The following is a 17,646-nucleotide window of genomic DNA, read 5'->3' as shown; positions in this document are numbered from 1 at the left end:
CACTACAGGCCCGCCTGCTGGGCCAGGGCCAGCAGCGGTTGTGGGTAGACGCCGAGCAGAAAGGCCAGCGCGGCGATCGCCAGCAGCACGATGCCGCCGGCCTGCTGGCCCCAGTCGAAGGGCGCGTCGTGCCGGCGCAGGTTGGGCTCCCGCAGGAACAGCGTGACCATCACCCGCAGGTAATAGAAGACGCCGATGGCGCTGCCGATCACCAGCGCGCCGAGCAGCCACCAGAGCCGTGCCTCCACGCCCACCGCGACGATGTAGAACTTGCCGATGAAGCCTGCGGTGAGCGGGATGCCCGCCAGCGACAGCAGCATCAGGGTCAGCACCGCGGTGAGGTAGGGTCGCCGCCAGAACAACCCGCGGTATTCGTAGAGCGCATCGGCGTCGCGGCCATGGTAGGGGGTGGACATCAGGGTGATCACGCCGAACGCGCCGAGGCTGGTCAGCACGTAGGTCGCCAGGTAAACGCCGACAGCCTCGACCGCCAGGCCCCGGCTGGCCACCAGCGCCACCAGCAGGTAGCCGAAGTGGGCGATGGAGGAGTAGCCGAGCAGTCGCTTGAGGTTGTTCTGCAGCAGGGCCAGCAGGTTGCCCACCAGGATCGACGCGGCGGCAATGATCGCCAGCAGCTCGTGCAGCCAGGGGTTGGCCGAAACCGGCGAGAGTTGGAACAGCCTCAGCAGCGTGGCGAACACCGCGACCTTGCTGGCCGTGGCGAGGAAGGCCGCCACCGGTGCCGGCGCGCCTTCGTACACGTCCGGCGTCCACAGGTGAAAGGGCACCAGCGACAGCTTGAAGGCGAGCCCCACCAGCAACATGCCCATTCCGAATTGCGCCAGCGGCGTAGGGGTGCCAACCAAGTTGGCACCGACCCCGGCGAAACTGAGGGTGCCGGATTCGGCATACAGCAGTGCCATGCCGAACAGCAGGAACGCCGAGCCGGCGGCGGAGAGCACCAGGTACTTGATGCCGGCTTCCAGCGAACGCTTGTTGAAAAAGGCATAGGCGACCAGCCCATAGGTGGGCAGGGATAACAGCTCCAGGCCGATGAACAGGCCCGCCAGATGCTGGGCGCTGACCATCACCAGCCCGCCGGCGGCGGCCAGCAGCATCAGCAGGTACAGCTCTTCGCGGTTACCGGGATAACCGGCGCCGCCGGTCTTTTCCCCCAGGTAGGCATGGGCCAGCGTCATGCAGGCGAAGGTCGACGACAGCACCAGGGCCATGTAGAAGCAGGCGAAGGCGTCCACCCGCAGCAGCGGCGTCACCTCCAGCGGCGATACCTGGTGCGCCGGCGCGATGGCCAGCAGTGCCAGCCCCACGCCCAGCAGCGCGAGCAGATAGGTCGGCGAATGCCTGCGCCGCCAGGCGATGGCCAGCATCACCACCACCAGGGTGGTACAGACGACCAGCAGCGGTAGCAGGGCGGTGAGGTGACGAAGGCTCAGTTCCATGGCGCTAGCGGCTCGAAATCAGATGGGAGAAGGCCGAGTCCAGCCATTGCTGGACGCCCTGCATGGTGGCTGCCGAGGTATCCAGCACCGGCTGCGGATAGAGTCCCAGCAGCACCAGCAGGCCGATCAGGCTGAACAGCATGGCCAGTTCGCGGCCATCCAGGTATTCCAGCACCCCATCGTCGCGGGCCGGCCCGTAAAAGGCACGCTGGATCAGCATCAGCGAATAGATCGAGGCCAGCACCAGCCCGCCGCTGGCGAGAATGGTCACCAGCGGCGCCGGCTTGAAGGCGCCGAGCAGGATCAGGAACTCGCCGAGGAAGTTACCGGTGCCGGGCAGGCCGAGGGAGGCGGCGGCGAAGAACAGCATGATGCCCGGCAGGTAGTTGAGCCGGCTCCAGAGCCCGCCCATCTGCCGCAGGTCGCGGGTGTGCAAGCGTTCGTACAACTGGCCGCAGAGAATGAACAGCGCGGCGGCGGAAAGGCCGTGGGCGAGCATCTGCATCACCACGCCCTGCAGGGCCTGCGGGCTGCCGGAGTAGATGCCGATCAGCACGAAGCCCATGTGCGACACGCTGGTGTAGGCCACCAGTCGCTTGATGTCGGTCTGGGCGAAGGCCAGCAGCGCGCCGTAGATAATGCCGATCAGCCCCAGCCACATGGCGATGGGCGCGAACTCGGCCGAGGCGTTGGGAAACAGCGGCACGGCGAAGCGCAGCAAGCCGTAGGCGGCGGTCTTCAGCAGGATGCCGGCAAGATCCACGGAACCGGCGGTGGGTGCCTGGGCGTGGGCGTCAGGCAGCCAGGAGTGCACCGGTACCACTGGCAGCTTGACCGCGAAGGCGGCGAAGAAACCGAGCATCAGCAGGTATTCCAGGCCCGGCGCCAGCTTGGCCTGCAGCAGCAGGGCATAGTCGAAGGTCAGCACGCCGGTGTTGCTGTAATTGGCCAGCACCAGCCCGAGGATCGCCACCAGCATGATCAGGCCGCTGGCCTGGGTGTAGATGAAGAACTTGGTTGCCGCGTTGATGCGCGAGCTTCGGCCGTCCTCGGCGCTATGGCCCCATAGCGCAATGAGGAAATACATCGGCACCAGCATCATTTCCCAGAAGAAAAAGAACAGGAACAGATCCAGCGCCAGGAACACGCCGATCACGCCGCCGAGAATCCACATCAGGTTGAGGTGGAAGAAGCCCACATGGCGCTGGATCTCGCGCCAGGAACAGAGCACCGACAGCACACCGAGCAGGCCGGTGAGCATGATCATCAGCAGCGACAGGCCATCGAGTGCCAGGTGGAAGTTGATGCCGAAGCGCGCGATCCAGGGGTACTTGAACTCCAGTTCCCACACCGGTTCGGCACCCGGTGCCGGCGCCAGGTGGAAATCGCCCTGGGCCCACAGCCACAGGCTGAGCACCATCACCAGGCCCATGGTCAGCAGTGCCAGCCAGCGCGGCAGCGTCTGGCTGTATCGCTCGGCCTGCCAGCAGAGCAGGCCGCCGATGAACGGTATGAGGATCAGCCAGGGCAGGATCATCTCGATGCAGGCTCCTTGATCGACGCGGCGGGGTAGTCCGCCTCGCGGGCATGGCCCGCTCCTCCGATGCTATGGTTCGGCAAGCTCGCTTCCCGTAGGTGCGCGCCCTGCCCGCGAACACGAGCCGTCGGGAGCGCACAGGCTGCGGCCCCGCCCATGCGCTTCATCCCAGCACCACCGCGCCGAGCAGCAGCACTGCGCCGCCGGCGATGCTGGCGGCGTACCAGCGCAGGTTGCCGCTCTGGGTCAGGCTCAATACCTTGTGGCTCAGCCGTGCCGTGCGCGGCAGCAGACCGATGCTCTTGTCCAGCGGGTCATGCCCGAGCACCCGGCAGATCGCCAGGTAGGGGCGCACGAAGACCTTGTCGTAGAGCCAATCGAAGCCCCAGGCGGCATACCACCAGGCGGCGAAGAAGCTACCCAGCGCGGAGTTGGCCAGGCGCGCGACGAACGCCCGGTCGCCGAGGAACCACAGCGCCGCCAGGCCGATGCCGCCCACCGCCACCATGCCCGACAGCAATTCGATGGCGTGCTTGGCCGTGCCTCCGGCTTCCCCTGCGCTGGAGGGCAGTACCTGCGCCAGCGGCGGATGAATCAGCGCACCGACGAAGGTAGACAGCACCAGCAGCACGCCGAGCGGCAGCCAATGGCTGATGCCATGGCCGGCATGGGCCTGGGTCTGCGCCTCGCCGTGGAAGACCACGAAGATCAGGCGGAAGGTATACAGCGAAGTGAGCAGCGCGCCGACCAGGCCGGCGATGAGCAGCCCGTGGTGATCGCTGGCGAAGGCTTCCCAGAGGATCTCGTCCTTCGAATAGAAACCAGCGGTGAGGAACGGCAGCGCCGCCAGCGCCGCGCCGCCGACCAGGAAGCAGGCATAGACCAGCGGCAACGGCTTACGCAGTCCGCCCATCTTGAAGATGTTCTGCTCGTGGTGGCAGGCGACGATCACCGCGCCAGCGGAGAGGAACAGCAGGGCCTTGAAGAAGGCATGGGTCATCAGGTGGAAGATCGCCGCGCTCCAGGCACTGGCGCCCAGGGCGAGGAACATGTAGCCAATCTGGCTCATGGTGGAGTAGGCGAGGATGCGCTTGATGTCGGTCTGTACCAGGGCGGCAAAGCCTGCCAGCAGTAACGTCGCCGCGCCGACGATGCCGACCAGTTCGAGGGTGACGGGCGTCAGGGCGAACAGCCCGTGGCAGCGGGCGATCAGGTAGACGCCGGCGGTGACCATGGTCGCCGCGTGGATCAATGCCGAGACCGGCGTCGGGCCGGCCATGGCATCGGCCAGCCAGGTCTGCAACGGCAACTGGGCGGACTTGCCGACGGCGCCGCCGAGCAACAGCAGGGTCGCGGCGGTGAGCAACGGATCGCCCTCGGCGAAGCGTTGCGGCGCCAACCGCAGCAGTTCCTGGACATGCAGGGTGCCGAGGGCATGGAAGAGAATGAACAGGCCGATGGCCATGAATACATCGCCGATCCGCGTAACGATGAAGGCTTTGAGCGCCGCCGCGCCGTTGGCCGGGTTGCGGTAGTAGAAGCCGATCAGCAGGTAACTGCACAGCCCCACGCCCTCCCAGCCGAGATAGAGGAACAGCAGGTTATCGCCAAGCACCAGCAACACCATGCTGGCGACGAACAGATTCATGTAGGCGAAGAAGCGCGAATAGCCTTCCTCGCCGCGCATGTACCAGGAGGCGAACAGATGGATGAGAAAGCCGACGCCGGTCACCACCCCCAGCATGGTCAGCGACAACCCGTCCAGGTGCAGGGCGAAGGCCGGAGCGAAGTCGCCCACCTCCAGCCATTGCCAGAGCACTTGTACGTACTGACCGTCGGCCGGCGGTGCCAGGGTAAACGCTGTGCCGACGATCAGGCTGGCCAGCGCGGCCAGGCCAACCGAACCGACGCCGATGAGCGCCGCCGCATTCTCGGCAAGACGCCCGCGGGAAAAAGCCAGCAGGCAGAAGCCGAGCAGCGGCATGAGGAAGGTGAGAAAGAGCAGGTTCATCCGCGCATCTCGCTGGCTGAGTCCACGTCCAGGGTGTTGAAGCGTCGATACAGCTGCAACAGGATCGCCAGGCCGACGGACGCTTCGGCGGCGGCCAGGGTAATCACCAGGATGAACATGATCTGGCCGTCGCTCTGGCCCCAGCGGCTGCCGGCGACGATGAATGCCAGCCCGGCGGCGTTCATCATGATTTCCAGGCTCATCAGCACGAACAGGATGTTGCGCCGAACCAGCAGGCCGACCAGTCCCAGGCTGAACAGCACGCCTGCCAGCGCCAGACCGTGTTGCAGGGGAATGCCGTCCATCATTCTTTCGCCTCGTGTCGACCGAGATGGAATGCCGTCACCAGTGCCGCCAGCAACAGCATCGACGCCAGTTCCACCGCCAGCAGGTAGGGCCCGTAAAGACTGATGCCGACGCTCTTGGCGTCCACCGTGGTCAGGCCGATGGGGACATCGCCAGGGTTACCCAGCAGCACGTATAGCAGCTCCGCCAGTAGCACTGCGGCCAGCAGCGCCGGGCCGATCCAGATGCCTGGGCTCAACCAGCGCCGTTCCTGGGCGGCGGCGATCGGGCCGAGGTTGAGCATCATCACCACGAAGACGAACAGCACCATGATGGCGCCGGCGTAGACGATGATCTCCAGGACCCCGGCGAAGGGCGCGCCCAGGGCGAAGAAGCACATGGCGACGGCCAGCAGCGAGATGATCAGGTAGAGCAGGGCGTGCACCGGATTGATTTGGGTGATCACCCCGAGGGTGGCGAGCACGGCGACGATGGCGGAGAGGTAGAAGGCAATCTGCATGTCAGGTCCTCGTCCGTGAACGGTCGTGGGCATGCTCTGCGGTCGCGCGGTTCCCGAGCCGGATCATGGCAGCAGCCCCTTGACGTTCACCGGCTCGGCCTCGTTCTTCGCTGCGCCCTTCGGCTTGCCGGCGATGGCCAGGCCGGCGACGCGATAGAAGTTGTAGCCGTGGTCCTTGCCCGGTCCGGAGATCAACAGGTCCTCCTTTTCGTACACCAGTTGCTGGCGGTCGTATTCGCACATCTCGAAATCCGGGGTGAGCTGGATGGCGCTGGTGGGGCAGGCTTCCTCGCAGAGGCCGCAGAAGATGCAGCGGGAAAAATTGATGCGGAAGAACTCCGGATACCAGCGGCCGTCCGGTTTCTCCGCCTTCTGCAGCGAGATGCACGCCACCGGACAGGCCACCGCGCAGAGGTTGCAGGCCACGCAACGCTCTTCGCCGTCGGGGTCGCGGGTGAGTACGATGCGGCCGCGATAGCGCGGTGGCAGGTACACCTTCTCTTCCGGGTACTGCAGGGTGTCGCGCTTGCGGAAGGCGTGGGAAAAGATCATCGCCAGGCTGCGCAGCTGGGTGCCGGTGCCTTTGAGAACATGAAGGATGTAGTTGGACATGACGGTTCTCCTCATTCGGCCACGGCCAGCACCAGGGCGCCGGTCACCAGCAGGTTGAGCAGGGTCAGCGGCAGACAGAACTTCCAGCCGAAGGCCATCATCTGGTCATAGCGCGGCCGGGGCAGCGAGGCGCGCAGCAGGATGAACAGCATGATGAAAAAAGCCGTCTTCAACGCGAACCAGATGAAGGGCGGCAGCAGCGGGCCGTGCCAGCCGCCGAAGAACAACGTCACCAGCAGCGCCGAAACCAGCACGATGCCGATGTACTCGCCGACGAAGAACATGCCCCACTTCATGCCCGCGTATTCGACGTGGTACCCGTCGGCCAGTTCCTGCTCGGCTTCCGGCTGGTCGAAGGGGTGGCGGTGGGTGACCGCCACCCCGGCGATGAAGAAGGTGCAGAACCCAATGAACTGCGGAACGATGAACCACAGGTGCCGGGCCTGGTATTCGACGATGTCGCGCATGTTGAAAGAACCCGCCTGGGCCACCACGCCCATCAGCGCCAGGCCCATGAAGACCTCGTAGGACAGGGTCTGCGCAGAGGCGCGCAGGGCGCCGAGCAGGGCGTACTTGTTGTCGCTGGCCCAGCCGGCGAACAGCACCGCATACACCGCCAGGCCGGCCATGGCGAAGAAGAACAGCAGGCCGATGTTGAAGTCGGCGACGCCCCAGGTGGGGGTGATGGGCACCACCACGAAGGCGATCAGCAAGGCGCTCATCGCCACCACGGGCGCCAGGGTGAAGATCAGCCGGTCGGCGAAGGGTGGCGTCCAGTCTTCCTTGAAGAACATCTTCAGCATGTCCGCAGCGATCTGGAACATGCCGAACGGGCCGACCCGATTCGGCCCGTAGCGATCCTGCCAGAGGCCCAGCAGGCGACGTTCCACCCAACTGAGCAAAGCCCCGCAGACCACCACCGCCAGCAGAATGACGATGGCCTTCAGTACGGCGATCAGGATCGCCAGGGTCTGTTCGTCGAGCCAGCTCATGGCGCCACCTCTCGCAGATTTTCCGCGTGCCGATGGGCCAGCAGCGGCGGAATGCCCGGGAAGCCCGCCGGCAGGCCCAGCAGGCCGGGGCTCAGCTCGGCGCTGATGCGCACCGGGAGGCGCAACTCCCGTCCCCCGAGGGTGAAGGCCAGCCGTGCACCTTCGCCCAACCCCAGTCGCCGGGCATCTTCCGCGGCCAGGGTTGCGCAGGCGATGGGCATGCGTTGCTGGATGGGCGCGGCGCGGGCGGACATTTCGTCGCTGCCGAACAACTGGTGCAGGGGCACCACTTGCCAGCGTTCCGCATGCTGCTTCGATGCTGGCGGCGCCGTGAACCAGGCCAGGCCGTTGGCGGCTGGCTGCAACAGGCGCACGCCCGGGTCGCCGGCACGCAGATGGCCGCCCACTTCGTCCTGGAACTTGTTCCAGGCCTGTGGGGAGTTCCAGCCCGGCGACCAGGCGAAGGGAACCTGCTGGCGGGGCAGGGCCGAGCCGGAATAGCCCTCCATGGAGAAGGCGAACGCGGAATCGATGTCCTGCGGTGCGCGCGGCTCGTGCACGCTGACATTGGCACGCATCGCTGTGCGTCCACTGTAGCGGTGCGGCTCGCGGGCGAGCTTAAGGCCACGGATGCGGAAGCTGGCATTGGGCGCCGCGTCGCGAATGCCGGCCAGCGCTGGAATGGCGGCGGCGCAGGCATCGGTGACATGGTCCAACTGCGTCCAGTCCACCGGCTTGCCTTGCATCGTGCTGTGCAGCGCATGCAGCCAGCGCCAGCCCTCGCGGATCAGGTTGCCGGCGTCGTAGTAGGCCGGATCGTAGACCTGGAAGAAGCGCTGGGCGCGGCCCTCCAGACTGACCAGGGTGCCGTCGGCTTCGGCGAAGCTGGCGGCCGGCAGCAGCAGATGAGCCTTGGCGGTGGTGGCGGTCTGCTGATGGTCGGCGACCAGCACGATGCGCGCGGCGGCCAGGGCAGCGTCAACCTCGGCTTCGTCGGCGCGGCGGTAGAGATCGTTTTCCAGCACCACCACGGCATCGGATTGCTCGGTTTTCAGCGCCTGCAGGGCGGCCTCCACGGATTCGCCGCCGAGCAGCACCAGGCCGAGGCTGTTGGCCTCCGGTACCACCAGGCTGAGGGAGGCCTGCTTTTGTCGGTTGTGCAAGGCCTGGCCGATATTGGCGGCGGCCTGGATCAACGCCGGCGAGCCCAGCGAGGCACCGGACACCACCAGCGGGCGCCTGGCCGCCAGCAAGGCCTCGGCGATGCGCTGGGCGAGCGCTTTGGCCTCGTCTTCCAGGCCGTCCACTGGCGATGCATCGGGGTCGATGGCATGGGCCACGGCGAAGCCGAGCCGGGCCAGGTCCTCCGGCGCCGCATGCACGGTTTCCTGGGCGATGTCGTCCAGGCGGGTTTCGTCGACACTGGCAATGAACAGGGGATTGAGCGCGCGCTGGCCGATGTTCTGCACCGCGGCCTGGTTCCAGCCGGGCACCTTCATGGCTTCGGCCTGTGCGGTGGCCTTGCTCCGGGCTGCCTGGCGCAGCGCCAGGGCGATGCGCGCGGCGGTCTGGGTCAGGTCCTCGCCGAGCACGAACACCGCGTCGTGGTCTTCCATGTCGCGGATCGAGGGTGTCGGCAGGGCGCCCTCGGTGAGCACGCGATGGATCAGCCGCAGGTTGTCCAGTTCGGCGGCGGCAATGCCGCAGTAGAAATTCTCGGCACCCACCAGTTCGCGCAGGGCGAAGTTGCTCTCCAGGCTGGCGCGTGGCGAGCCGATGCCGATTACCTTGCGCTCCTTAAGCAGGGCGGCGGCCTGGTCGAGGGCCGAATCCAGGCCCATCTTCATTCGGCTCAACATCATCATCGGCTGGCGCGGGCGGTCCTTGCGGTTGACGTAGCCGTAGCCGAAGCGACCGCGATCACAGAGGAAGTAGTGGTTCACCGAGCCGTTGTAGCGGTTCTCGATGCGCCGCAGTTCGCCGTAGCGCTCGCCGGGACTGATGTTGCAGCCGGAGGCGCAACCGTGGCAGATGCTTGGGGCGAACTGCATGTCCCACTTGCGGTTGTAGCGCTCGGAGTGAGTCTTGTCGGTGAATACCCCGGTGGGGCAGACCTCGGTGAGGTTGCCGGAGAACTCGCTTTCCAGCACGCCGTCTTCGACCCGGCCGAAGTAGACGTTCTCATGGGCGCCGTATACCCCCAGATCGGTGCCGCCAGCATAGTCCTGGTAGTAGCGCACGCAGCGGTAGCAGGCGATGCAGCGGTTCATCTCGTGGGCGATGAAGGGGCCGAGTTCCTGGTTCTGGTGGGTGCGCTTGGCGAAGCGGTAGCGCCGGCGGTTGTGGCCGGTCATCACAGTCATGTCCTGCAGGTGGCAGTGGCCGCCCTCCTCGCAGACAGGGCAATCGTGGGGGTGGTTGGTCATCAGCCATTCGACCACGCTGGCGCGAAAGGCCTTGGCTTCCTCGTCGTCGATGGCGATCCAGCTGTTGTCGCTGGCCGGGGTCATGCAGGACATCACCAGCCGGCCACGTTTGTCGTTCTCGTCGCTGAACTGCTTGACCGCGCACTGGCGGCAGGCGCCGACGCTGCCGAGGGCCGGGTGCCAGCAGAAGTAGGGAATATCCAGCCCCAGGGACAGGCAGGCCTGGAGCAGATTGTCTGCCCCGTCTACTTCGAACGCTTTGCCGTCTACGTGGATAGTGGCCATGGTTCTCGGCTTCCTGGTCTTCATTGGCCCGCAGGGCGGGCCGCTTTTCTCCCTCTCCCTTTGGGAGAGGGGGCTAATCTCTATACGCCGACTGCCTGTGGCGGGTCGGCAGCGGGCGCCTTGGCGATGCCCGCCTCGAACTCGCTTCGGAAATACTTGATCGCGCTGGCCAGCGGCTCCACCGCGCCGGGCGCGTGGGCGCAGAAGGTCTTGCCGGGGCCGAGGAAGTCGCACAACTGCTCAAGGATCGCGATGTCGCCGGGCTGGCCGGCACCGCGTTCCAGTGCCTGCAGCAGCTTCACACTCCACGGCAGGCCGTCGCGGCACGGCGTACACCAGCCGCAGGATTCGCGGGAGAAGAACTCCTCCATGTTGCGCAGCAGCCCGACCATGTCGACGGTATGGTCCACCGCCATCGCCAGGCCGGTACCCAGGCGCGTGCCAACCTTGGCGATGGCCGCCGAATACAGCGGGGTATCCAGGTGCTCGGGCAGCAGGAATCCGGTGCCGGCACCGCCGGGTTGCCAGGCCTTGAGGGTGTAGCCCTCGCGCATGCCGCCGGCGTGTTGTTCAAGCAATTCGCGAGCGCTGATGCCGAACGGCAACTCCCACAGGCCGGGCTTCTTCACCTTGCCGGAGAAGCCGAACAGCTTGGTGCCCATGTCTTCGCTGCCGGGGCGGGCGAGGCCCTGGTACCAGGCCACGCCGTTGCCGATGATGCCCGGCACGTTGCACAGGGTCTCCACGTTATTCACGCAGGTCGGCTTTCCCCAGACGCCGACGGCTGCCGGAAACGGGGGCTTGGATCGCGGGTTGGCCCGACGGCCTTCGAGGGAGTTGATCAGCGCCGTTTCTTCGCCGCAGATATAGCGGCCGGCGCCGGTATGCACGAACAGCTCGAAGTCGAAGCCGCTGCCGAAGATGTTCTTGCCCAGCAGTCCGGCGTCTTTCGCTTCCGCCACCGCCTTGTCGAGGATGCGGGCGCAGTCGACGTATTCGCCGCGCAGGAAGATGTAGCCGCGATAGGCCTTGAGCGCGCGGGCGGCGATCAGCATGCCCTCGATCAGCAGGTGCGGCAGCTGTTCCATCAGCAGCCGGTCCTTGTAGGTGTTGGGCTCCATCTCATCGGCGTTGCACAGCAGATAGCGAATGTTCAGCGACTCGTCCCTGGGCATCAGCCCCCACTTCACTCCCGTGGGGAAGCCCGCGCCACCGCGGCCCTTGAGGCCGGCATCCTTGACCTGCTGGGCGATTTCTTCCGGGCTCTGCTGGGTCAGCGCCTTGCGCGCCGCGGCGTAGCCATCGTGGCGCTGGTATTCGTCGAGCCAGACCGGTTCGCCGTCATCGCGCAGGCGCCAGGTCAGCGGATGGGTTTCCGCCTGGCGCGGCACCTGGTTGGCGGTGCTATAGGAAACGCAGCTCATGGGTAGGCCTCCAGCAACTTGGCAACGGCGGTGGCATCCAGATGACTGTGGGTGTCGTCGTCGATCATCAGGGTGGGGCTCTTGTCGCAGTTACCCAGGCAGCACACCGGCAGCAGGGTGAAGCGGCCGTCGGCGCTGGTTTCGCCCAGGCCGATGCCCAGCTCGCGCTGCAAGGCTTCGCGCACGCCGTCGTAGCCATTGAGGTAGCAGACCATGCTGTCGCACAGGCGGATGATGTGCCTGCCCACTGGCTGGCGGAAAATCTGGCTGTAGAAGGTGGCCACGCCTTCCACGTCGGCGACGGCAATGCCCAGTACCCCGGCCACCGCATAGATGGCGCCATCCGGCACCCAGCCACGCTCCTTCTGCACGATCTTCAACGCTTCGATGGAGGCCGCGCGCGGGTCTTCGTAGTGGCCCAGCTCATGCTCGATGGCGGCACGCTCGGTAGCGCTGAGCTGGAAGCGGTCGGTCTGGATCAAGGTCTGGCTCATGTCAGCGGTCCACGTCGGCCATGACGAAATCGATGCTGCCCAGGTAGGCGATCAGGTCCGACACCAGGCTGCCGCGGATCACCGACGGAATCTGCTGCAGGTGCGGATAGCTGGGCGTGCGAATGCGCGTGCGGTAGCTCATGGTGCTGCCGTCGCTGGTCAGGTAGTAGCTGTTGATGCCCTTGGTCGCCTCGATCATCTGCAGCGACTCGTTGGCGGGCATCACCGGCCCCCAGGACACCTGCAGGAAGTGGGTGATCAGCGTCTCGATGTGTTCCAGCATGCGCTCGCGCGGTGGTGGCGTGGTCAGCGGGTGGTCGGCCTTGAACGGGCCTGCCGGCATGTTGTTCAGGCATTGCTCGATGATGCGCAGGCTCTGGCGCATCTCCTCGACGCGTACGATGCAGCGGTCATAGGCGTCGCCGCCGTCGGCCAGCGGTACTTCGAAGTCGAAGTGCTGGTAACCGGAGTAGGGACGTGCCTTGCGCAGGTCGAAGTCCAGCCCGGTAGCACGCAGGTTGGGGCCGGTCACGCCCCACTCCAGCGCCTGGCGGGTGTTGTAGCTGGCCACGCCGATGGTGCGACCGCGCAGGATGCTGTTGCGCAGGGCGGCCTTTTGGTACTCGTCCAGGCGCTTGGGCAGCCACTCGACGAATTCGCGCACCAGCCGGTCCCAGCCCTTGGGCAGGTCGGCGGCGACCCCTCCGATGCGGAACCAGGCGGGGTGCATGCGAAAGCCTGTGATGGCCTCGATCACCTGATAGGCGCGCTGGCGGTCGGTGAAGGTGAAGAACACCGGCGTCATGGCGCCGACGTCCTGGATGTAGGTGCCGAGGAACAGCAAGTGACTGTTGATGCGGAAGAATTCGGCGAGCATCACGCGGATGAAGTCCACGCGGTCCGGTACCTTGATGCCGGCGAGCTTCTCCACCGCCAGCACGTAAGGCAGGTTGTTCATCACCCCGCCGAGATAGTCGATGCGGTCGGTGTAGGGGATGTAGCTGTGCCAGCTCTGGCGCTCGGCCATCTTCTCCGCGCCACGGTGGTGGTAGCCGATGTCCGGCACGCAATCCACGACTTCCTCGCCATCCAGTTGCAGCACGATGCGGAACGCGCCGTGGGCGGAGGGGTGGTTCGGGCCGAGGTTGAGGAACATGAAGTCCTCGTGGGCGCCGTGGCGCTGCATGCCCCAGTTTTCCGGGGTGAAGCGCAGCGCTTCCTGCTCCAGCTCCTGCTTGGCGGCAGAGAGGCTGTAGGGGTCGAACTCGGTGGCCCGCGCTGGGTAGTCCTTGCGCAGCGGATGGCCGACCCAGGTCGGCGGCATGAGGATGCGGGTCAGATGCGGATGGCCGTCGAAACGGATGCCGAACATGTCCCAGACTTCCCGCTCGTACCAGTTGGCGTTGGGCCACAGGTGCACGATGCTCGGCAGCGTGAGGTCGTCTTCGCGCAGCGCCACCTTGAGCATCACGTCGCTGTTCCGCTCGACCGACAGCAGGTGATAGAAGACCGTGAAGTCGGCCTCCGGCAGGCCGCGACGCTGGGTGCGTAGGCGTTCGTCGAGGGCGTGCAGGTCATAGAGCATGTGGTAGGGCGCCTGCAGGTTGCGCAGGAAGCTCAAGACCTCGACCAACTGCTCGCGCGGTACCCAGAGCACCGGCATGTCGGTGCGCGTGCTCTGCTCGGTGAAGCTCTCGGCGCCGAAGCGCGAGAATAGCTCCACCACCACGCGCGGGTCGTTGGCCCGGTAGGGCGGAACCCGTAGCGCCGACTCGTTGCTCTCCACCGCCGCCATGGTTTGCCTCATATCTCGTCGGGGGTGCGCAGTTCGGTGACCTGGATGCGCTGCTCGCGGTTCTGCGCACGCTGCGACGGCATCTGGGCGCGGTAGATGCCCTGGTCGCCGACCACCCAGGACAGTGGCCGGCGCTCTTCGCCAATGGAGTCCTGCAGCAGCATCAGGCCTTGCAGGAACGCCTCCGGGCGGGGCGGGCAGCCAGGGATGTAGACGTCCACCGGCAGGAATTTGTCGACGCCCTGGACCACTGAGTAGATGTCGTACATGCCGCCGGAGTTGGCGCAGGAGCCCATGGAGATCACCCACTTGGGCTCGAGCATCTGTTCGTAGAGCCGCTGGATCACCGGTGCCATCTTGATGAAGCAGGTGCCGGCGATAACCATGAAATCGGCTTGGCGCGGCGAGGCGCGGATCACCTCGGCGCCGAAGCGTGCGATGTCGTGGGGTGCGGTGAACGCGGTGGTCATTTCCACGTAGCAGCACGACAGGCCGAAGTTGTAGGGCCACAGAGAGTTCTTGCGCCCCCAGTTGACCGCGCCATGCATGACTTCCTCGAGCTTGCCGAGGAACACGTTGCGGTGGACCTGGCTCTCCAGCGGGTCGTCGACCGTCTTGCGCTCACCCACGGGGTAGTGCGCGTTGGCGGCGTCCGGGTCGATCCGGGTCAAGGTGTATTGCATGGACAAGACCTCACGGTTTGAGCAGGGCACGACGTTTGCGGCGGCCTTCGGGCGCCCAGTCGAGCGCGCCGATGCGCCACAGGTAGATGAGCCCCGCCAGCAGGATGACGATGAAAATGGCAGCCTCGATGAAGCCGGCCCAGCCGCTTTCCCGCACGGAAACGGCCCAGGCGAAGAGGAACAGGGCTTCCACGTCGAAGATCACGAACAGCATCGCCACCAGGTAGAACTTGGCGGAGAGCCGTAGCCGGGCGTCCCCGGTGGACACGATGCCGGACTCGAAGGGTTCGTTCTTGCTGCGGCCGAAAGCCTTGCCGCCAAGCAGGCTGGCGACGCCGATCATGAAGGCACAAAGGCCGAAGACACTGAGAAGAAAAACAGCCAAACCCCAATTGTGGGCAAGTGTGGAAACCGCATCGGACATGCCGGAACTCCTTGTACAAGGAACGGCGCTGATTAATTGCTTTTCTGGTTGGCGCCAACGTTCGGTCAGTGGGCAAAGTATTGACCAGTTTTGATAGTTCGCAGGTTGCAAGAGAACTTTTTTCTTATAAGCGTCTGTCGGCCACCCGCGAGAAAACTTTGCGAGGCCCGTAGTAACGGACTTGCAGGCTGTTTGCGGGTTCCGGGGCACCGTTTGCTATTTATCTTGATTGGCAATAAGAAATCGAATTTAAGTTCGCACCGGTTATTTTAAAAGACCCGACGAGTGCACGGAAAAAAGGTTCAAAGCGAAGCCGTTAAATAACAGGCAGTGAAGAGATCGGTTGCCGAATAGCACCAAACGTTATTTTCAAAAAATTGTCCGACAGAAAACCTTGTACTAGCGTGCATGAATCGCCGCTTAGCCGGCGTCTCCGTTTCCCGGCCGTACTCAGGAGAGGACTGGGTCGCCGTAGCAGCCCGTTGGTGGCGTCGCGGCCCATCGCACAACAAAAAGATGAGGGAACCGCCATGCGTGCCGCCAAGCCCTTTCGCTACTACCTTGCTTTCCTGCTCTTGCTGCCGCTGTCGGCGTTTGCGGAGCAGGGCGACTACAACTTCTGGCAAACCATGATCAACCTGGTTTCGCCACCGGCCGCCGACAACAAGGTGACCCCGGCTCAGCGCCTGGGGCCGTACCCGTTGCTGGCCAATCCCGCCGGCTTCAACAGCGGCTTCAAACCCGGCAACTACTACTTCTGGCAGACCGTGCAGCTGGCGCCGCAGACCGGCGCGGTATGCGGTAACGGCTCGCCCTACAAGTTCTTCGTCAATCGCGTGCCGAACACCAGCAATACCATTATCTACTTGGAGGGTGGCGGTGCCTGCTGGGACTACGCCAGTTGTACCGGCCAGGCAGGCGTGCGCGGCGCCCGCAACCCCGACGGCATACCCGATGACTACATGAGCCTGCTCAATCCCGGCGCCAGCCTGGTCAGTCCCTTCGTGGTGCGCCTGCACCCGTGGTCGCGGGTGAAAACCCAGAACTGGAACATGATCTACGTGCCGTACTGCACCGGCGACATCTATGGCGGTGACAAGGTCGGCGTCTACAGCGATCCGGCAGACCCCGGCAAGCCGCCGCTGATCTGGCACCACAATGGCCTGCGCAACATGCGCGCGGTGGTTGGCTGGCTGAAGGACAACCTGCAGCGCCCGACCCAGATGCTCACCACTGGGTGCAGCGCCGGCGGCGCCGGCAGCCTGACCAACTATGTGAGCATCCGCCAGGACATGGCGCCGAACCGCGGCTTCCTGCTCAACGACTCGGGACCGGTCTTCACCGCCCTGTCCGGCGGCAGTATCCAGGACTATCCATCGCTGCCCCTGCAGAGTTTCATCCGCCAGGCCTGGGGGCTGAACGACGGACCCTTGCCGTACCTGGAATCGCGCCTGCCCGGCTTCGACAGCAGCAACCTCGGCACGCTGTACCCTGCACTATCGAGCAATCTGCCGGCAGACCGCATGGGCCATACCCACTTCTGGCAGGACATGAACTATTCGTCCTACTCCTATGAGCGCTTCCACAGCGACATCATCAATGCGCCGGACGAAGCCACCAAGCATGCGCTAATCAATGCCAAGTGGACCGTCGATACCAGCCGCTTGCGCAGCGAGCTGGCCAACCTGGGCAATGTGGGCGGTTATTTCCCGCAGTATCGCGGCGTGAACGAGAGCCATTGCACCAGCATCATCGAGTTCGCCAACGCCGACATACAGGAGCAGAACCTGGAGCTCGACGACTTCATCGACAGCGTGCTCAACGGCAGCGGTCCGGTACTCGAAGCGTCGGAAAGCAGCGATGCGGCCGACCGGGCGAAGCCGTTCAACCTGCTGTATTACTTGCTCGACCAATTGATCTGAATGCGACCGCAAACCGGGCCGGCTATCCGGCCCGGTTTGCTCACGTCTTGCTGCACGTCAGGACGCAGCGGCGGCTACTGGTATGCCTGCTCCCGCGCTTCCTGCAGGCGGCGGCGCAGGTATTCGTCGCGGCTCAGGCCTTGCGGAATGACCTTCATTGCCAGCACCTCTTCGACGATGAGCCTTTCGTTCTGCTTGTATTGAGCGAAGGCGGGCGACTGGCTTTCCCGTTGCTTGGCGGCGCGTGCCGCGCTGAGTGCCTGGTAGCGCGCAGCCACGGCATCGGCGCGGTGCCGTTGCTCCTGCTCGTCGGTCACGGTTGCCTGGATCAGCGCGGTCTGCAGCAGCAGCGCTTCGCTCAGGGCCAACTCGCCGCGTGCTTCGTAGGCATCGATCTGCGCCGCCAGGCGTGCTGCCTGGGCATCCCGTTCGCTGGCGTCGAGCGACGAGGCCTTGGCGAAGAACGTGCGGAAATCATTGTGAAAGCTCAGCCGCCGTTGCTGCTCCTGGATCTGCGGAGCGGCAAGGAGTTTCTGGCGCTTTTGCGGGCCGGGTGGATCGGCCGGTGCCGGCGCCCGGGGTTGCTCGGCAGCCGGTTGCGGCGCCGGGGGCGGTTCCTCGGCGGAATGGGGCGGGGCGGCCTGCAGCCAGTAGAGGCCGATACCGGCACTGCCGATAGCCAGGCCACTGCCGATCAATAGGGCTTTCCAAGGTGCCATGTCGCCTCCCTCGTCGTCTTTCGCGATACAGACTTCAGAGTCTAGACAAGGCTGGGC

The 17,646-nt window shown here is 65.2% G+C and carries 15 protein-coding genes; 1 reads left to right on the top strand and 14 read right to left on the bottom strand.

Annotated elements, in window-relative coordinates; all coding sequences use genetic code 11:
- Nucleotides 1–2 precede the first annotated feature (2 nt).
- The 13 genes from nuoN to ACWKV7_RS00440 all read right to left on the bottom strand — a co-directional run bounded on the left by nuoN (nucleotide 3) and on the right by ACWKV7_RS00440 (nucleotide 14,948).
- Entirely contained in the window at nucleotides 3–1,460 is a 1,458-nt protein-coding gene (nuoN, locus tag ACWKV7_RS00500) for an NADH-quinone oxidoreductase subunit NuoN (RefSeq protein ID WP_483855670.1), read from the bottom strand.
- Between the two features lie 4 nt (nucleotides 1,461–1,464).
- Complete coding sequence (gene nuoM / locus ACWKV7_RS00495; protein ID WP_483855669.1) at nucleotides 1,465–2,997, bottom strand: NADH-quinone oxidoreductase subunit M; 1,533 nt, start codon at nucleotides 2,995–2,997, stop codon at nucleotides 1,465–1,467.
- Between the two features lie 163 nt (nucleotides 2,998–3,160).
- The gene (nuoL, locus tag ACWKV7_RS00490; protein ID WP_483855668.1) at nucleotides 3,161–5,008 is read right to left on the bottom strand and encodes an NADH-quinone oxidoreductase subunit L; all 1,848 of its coding nucleotides are present in this window, start codon (nucleotides 5,006–5,008) and stop codon (nucleotides 3,161–3,163) included.
- Nucleotides 5,005–5,313 (bottom strand): NADH-quinone oxidoreductase subunit NuoK, encoded by a 309-nt coding sequence (gene nuoK, locus ACWKV7_RS00485; protein ID WP_483856265.1) that lies wholly within the window; start codon nucleotides 5,311–5,313, stop codon nucleotides 5,005–5,007. Before nuoK ends, nuoL begins: the two co-directional genes overlap by 4 nt.
- Nucleotides 5,313–5,813: an NADH-quinone oxidoreductase subunit J gene (gene nuoJ, locus ACWKV7_RS00480; RefSeq protein ID WP_483855667.1), complete on the bottom strand. Its 501-nt coding sequence runs from the start codon at nucleotides 5,811–5,813 to the stop codon at nucleotides 5,313–5,315. Before nuoJ ends, nuoK begins: the two co-directional genes overlap by 1 nt.
- Before the next feature lie 63 nt (nucleotides 5,814–5,876).
- Nucleotides 5,877–6,425 carry an NADH-quinone oxidoreductase subunit NuoI gene (gene nuoI / locus ACWKV7_RS00475; protein WP_483855666.1) on the bottom strand — a complete coding sequence of 183 codons (549 nt, stop codon included), beginning with the start codon at nucleotides 6,423–6,425 and terminating at the stop codon, nucleotides 5,877–5,879.
- A gap of 11 nt (nucleotides 6,426–6,436) precedes the next feature.
- Nucleotides 6,437–7,417 carry an NADH-quinone oxidoreductase subunit NuoH gene (gene nuoH / locus ACWKV7_RS00470; protein WP_483855665.1) on the bottom strand — a complete coding sequence of 327 codons (981 nt, stop codon included), beginning with the start codon at nucleotides 7,415–7,417 and terminating at the stop codon, nucleotides 6,437–6,439.
- Nucleotides 7,414–10,128 carry an NADH-quinone oxidoreductase subunit NuoG gene (nuoG, locus tag ACWKV7_RS00465; RefSeq protein WP_483855664.1) on the bottom strand — a complete coding sequence of 905 codons (2,715 nt, stop codon included), beginning with the start codon at nucleotides 10,126–10,128 and terminating at the stop codon, nucleotides 7,414–7,416. Before nuoG ends, nuoH begins: the two co-directional genes overlap by 4 nt.
- An 80-nt stretch (nucleotides 10,129–10,208) precedes the next feature.
- Nucleotides 10,209–11,552 carry an NADH-quinone oxidoreductase subunit NuoF gene (gene nuoF, locus ACWKV7_RS00460; RefSeq protein WP_483855663.1) on the bottom strand — a complete coding sequence of 448 codons (1,344 nt, stop codon included), beginning with the start codon at nucleotides 11,550–11,552 and terminating at the stop codon, nucleotides 10,209–10,211.
- On the bottom strand, nucleotides 11,549–12,046 hold the full coding sequence (gene nuoE, locus ACWKV7_RS00455; protein ID WP_483855662.1) for an NADH-quinone oxidoreductase subunit NuoE: 498 nt from the start codon (nucleotides 12,044–12,046) through the stop codon (nucleotides 11,549–11,551). Before nuoE ends, nuoF begins: the two co-directional genes overlap by 4 nt.
- A 1-nt stretch (nucleotide 12,047) precedes the next feature.
- Entirely contained in the window at nucleotides 12,048–13,841 is a 1,794-nt protein-coding gene (gene nuoC, locus ACWKV7_RS00450; protein WP_483856264.1) for an NADH-quinone oxidoreductase subunit C/D, read from the bottom strand.
- 8 nt (nucleotides 13,842–13,849) lie between these two features.
- Nucleotides 13,850–14,524 (bottom strand): NuoB/complex I 20 kDa subunit family protein, encoded by a 675-nt coding sequence (locus tag ACWKV7_RS00445; RefSeq protein WP_483855661.1) that lies wholly within the window; start codon nucleotides 14,522–14,524, stop codon nucleotides 13,850–13,852.
- Between the two features lie 10 nt (nucleotides 14,525–14,534).
- Nucleotides 14,535–14,948 carry an NADH-quinone oxidoreductase subunit A gene (locus ACWKV7_RS00440; protein ID WP_483855660.1) on the bottom strand — a complete coding sequence of 138 codons (414 nt, stop codon included), beginning with the start codon at nucleotides 14,946–14,948 and terminating at the stop codon, nucleotides 14,535–14,537.
- 530 nt (nucleotides 14,949–15,478) lie between these two features.
- Between ACWKV7_RS00440 and ACWKV7_RS00435 the strand changes: the two genes are divergently transcribed.
- A complete protein-coding gene (locus ACWKV7_RS00435) occupies nucleotides 15,479–16,870 on the top strand; it encodes a pectin acetylesterase-family hydrolase (protein WP_483855659.1) in 1,392 nt (463 codons plus the stop codon).
- A 74-nt stretch (nucleotides 16,871–16,944) separates the two neighbouring features.
- Here ACWKV7_RS00435 and ACWKV7_RS00430 read toward each other — a convergent pair whose 3' ends face one another.
- Nucleotides 16,945–17,589: a hypothetical protein gene (locus ACWKV7_RS00430; RefSeq protein ID WP_483855658.1), complete on the bottom strand. Its 645-nt coding sequence runs from the start codon at nucleotides 17,587–17,589 to the stop codon at nucleotides 16,945–16,947.
- Nucleotides 17,590–17,646: the final 57 nt, after the last annotated feature.

This window comes from Zestomonas ipomoeae (assembly GCF_057128665.1).
This window is presented reverse-complemented; position numbering and strand designations above follow the sequence as displayed.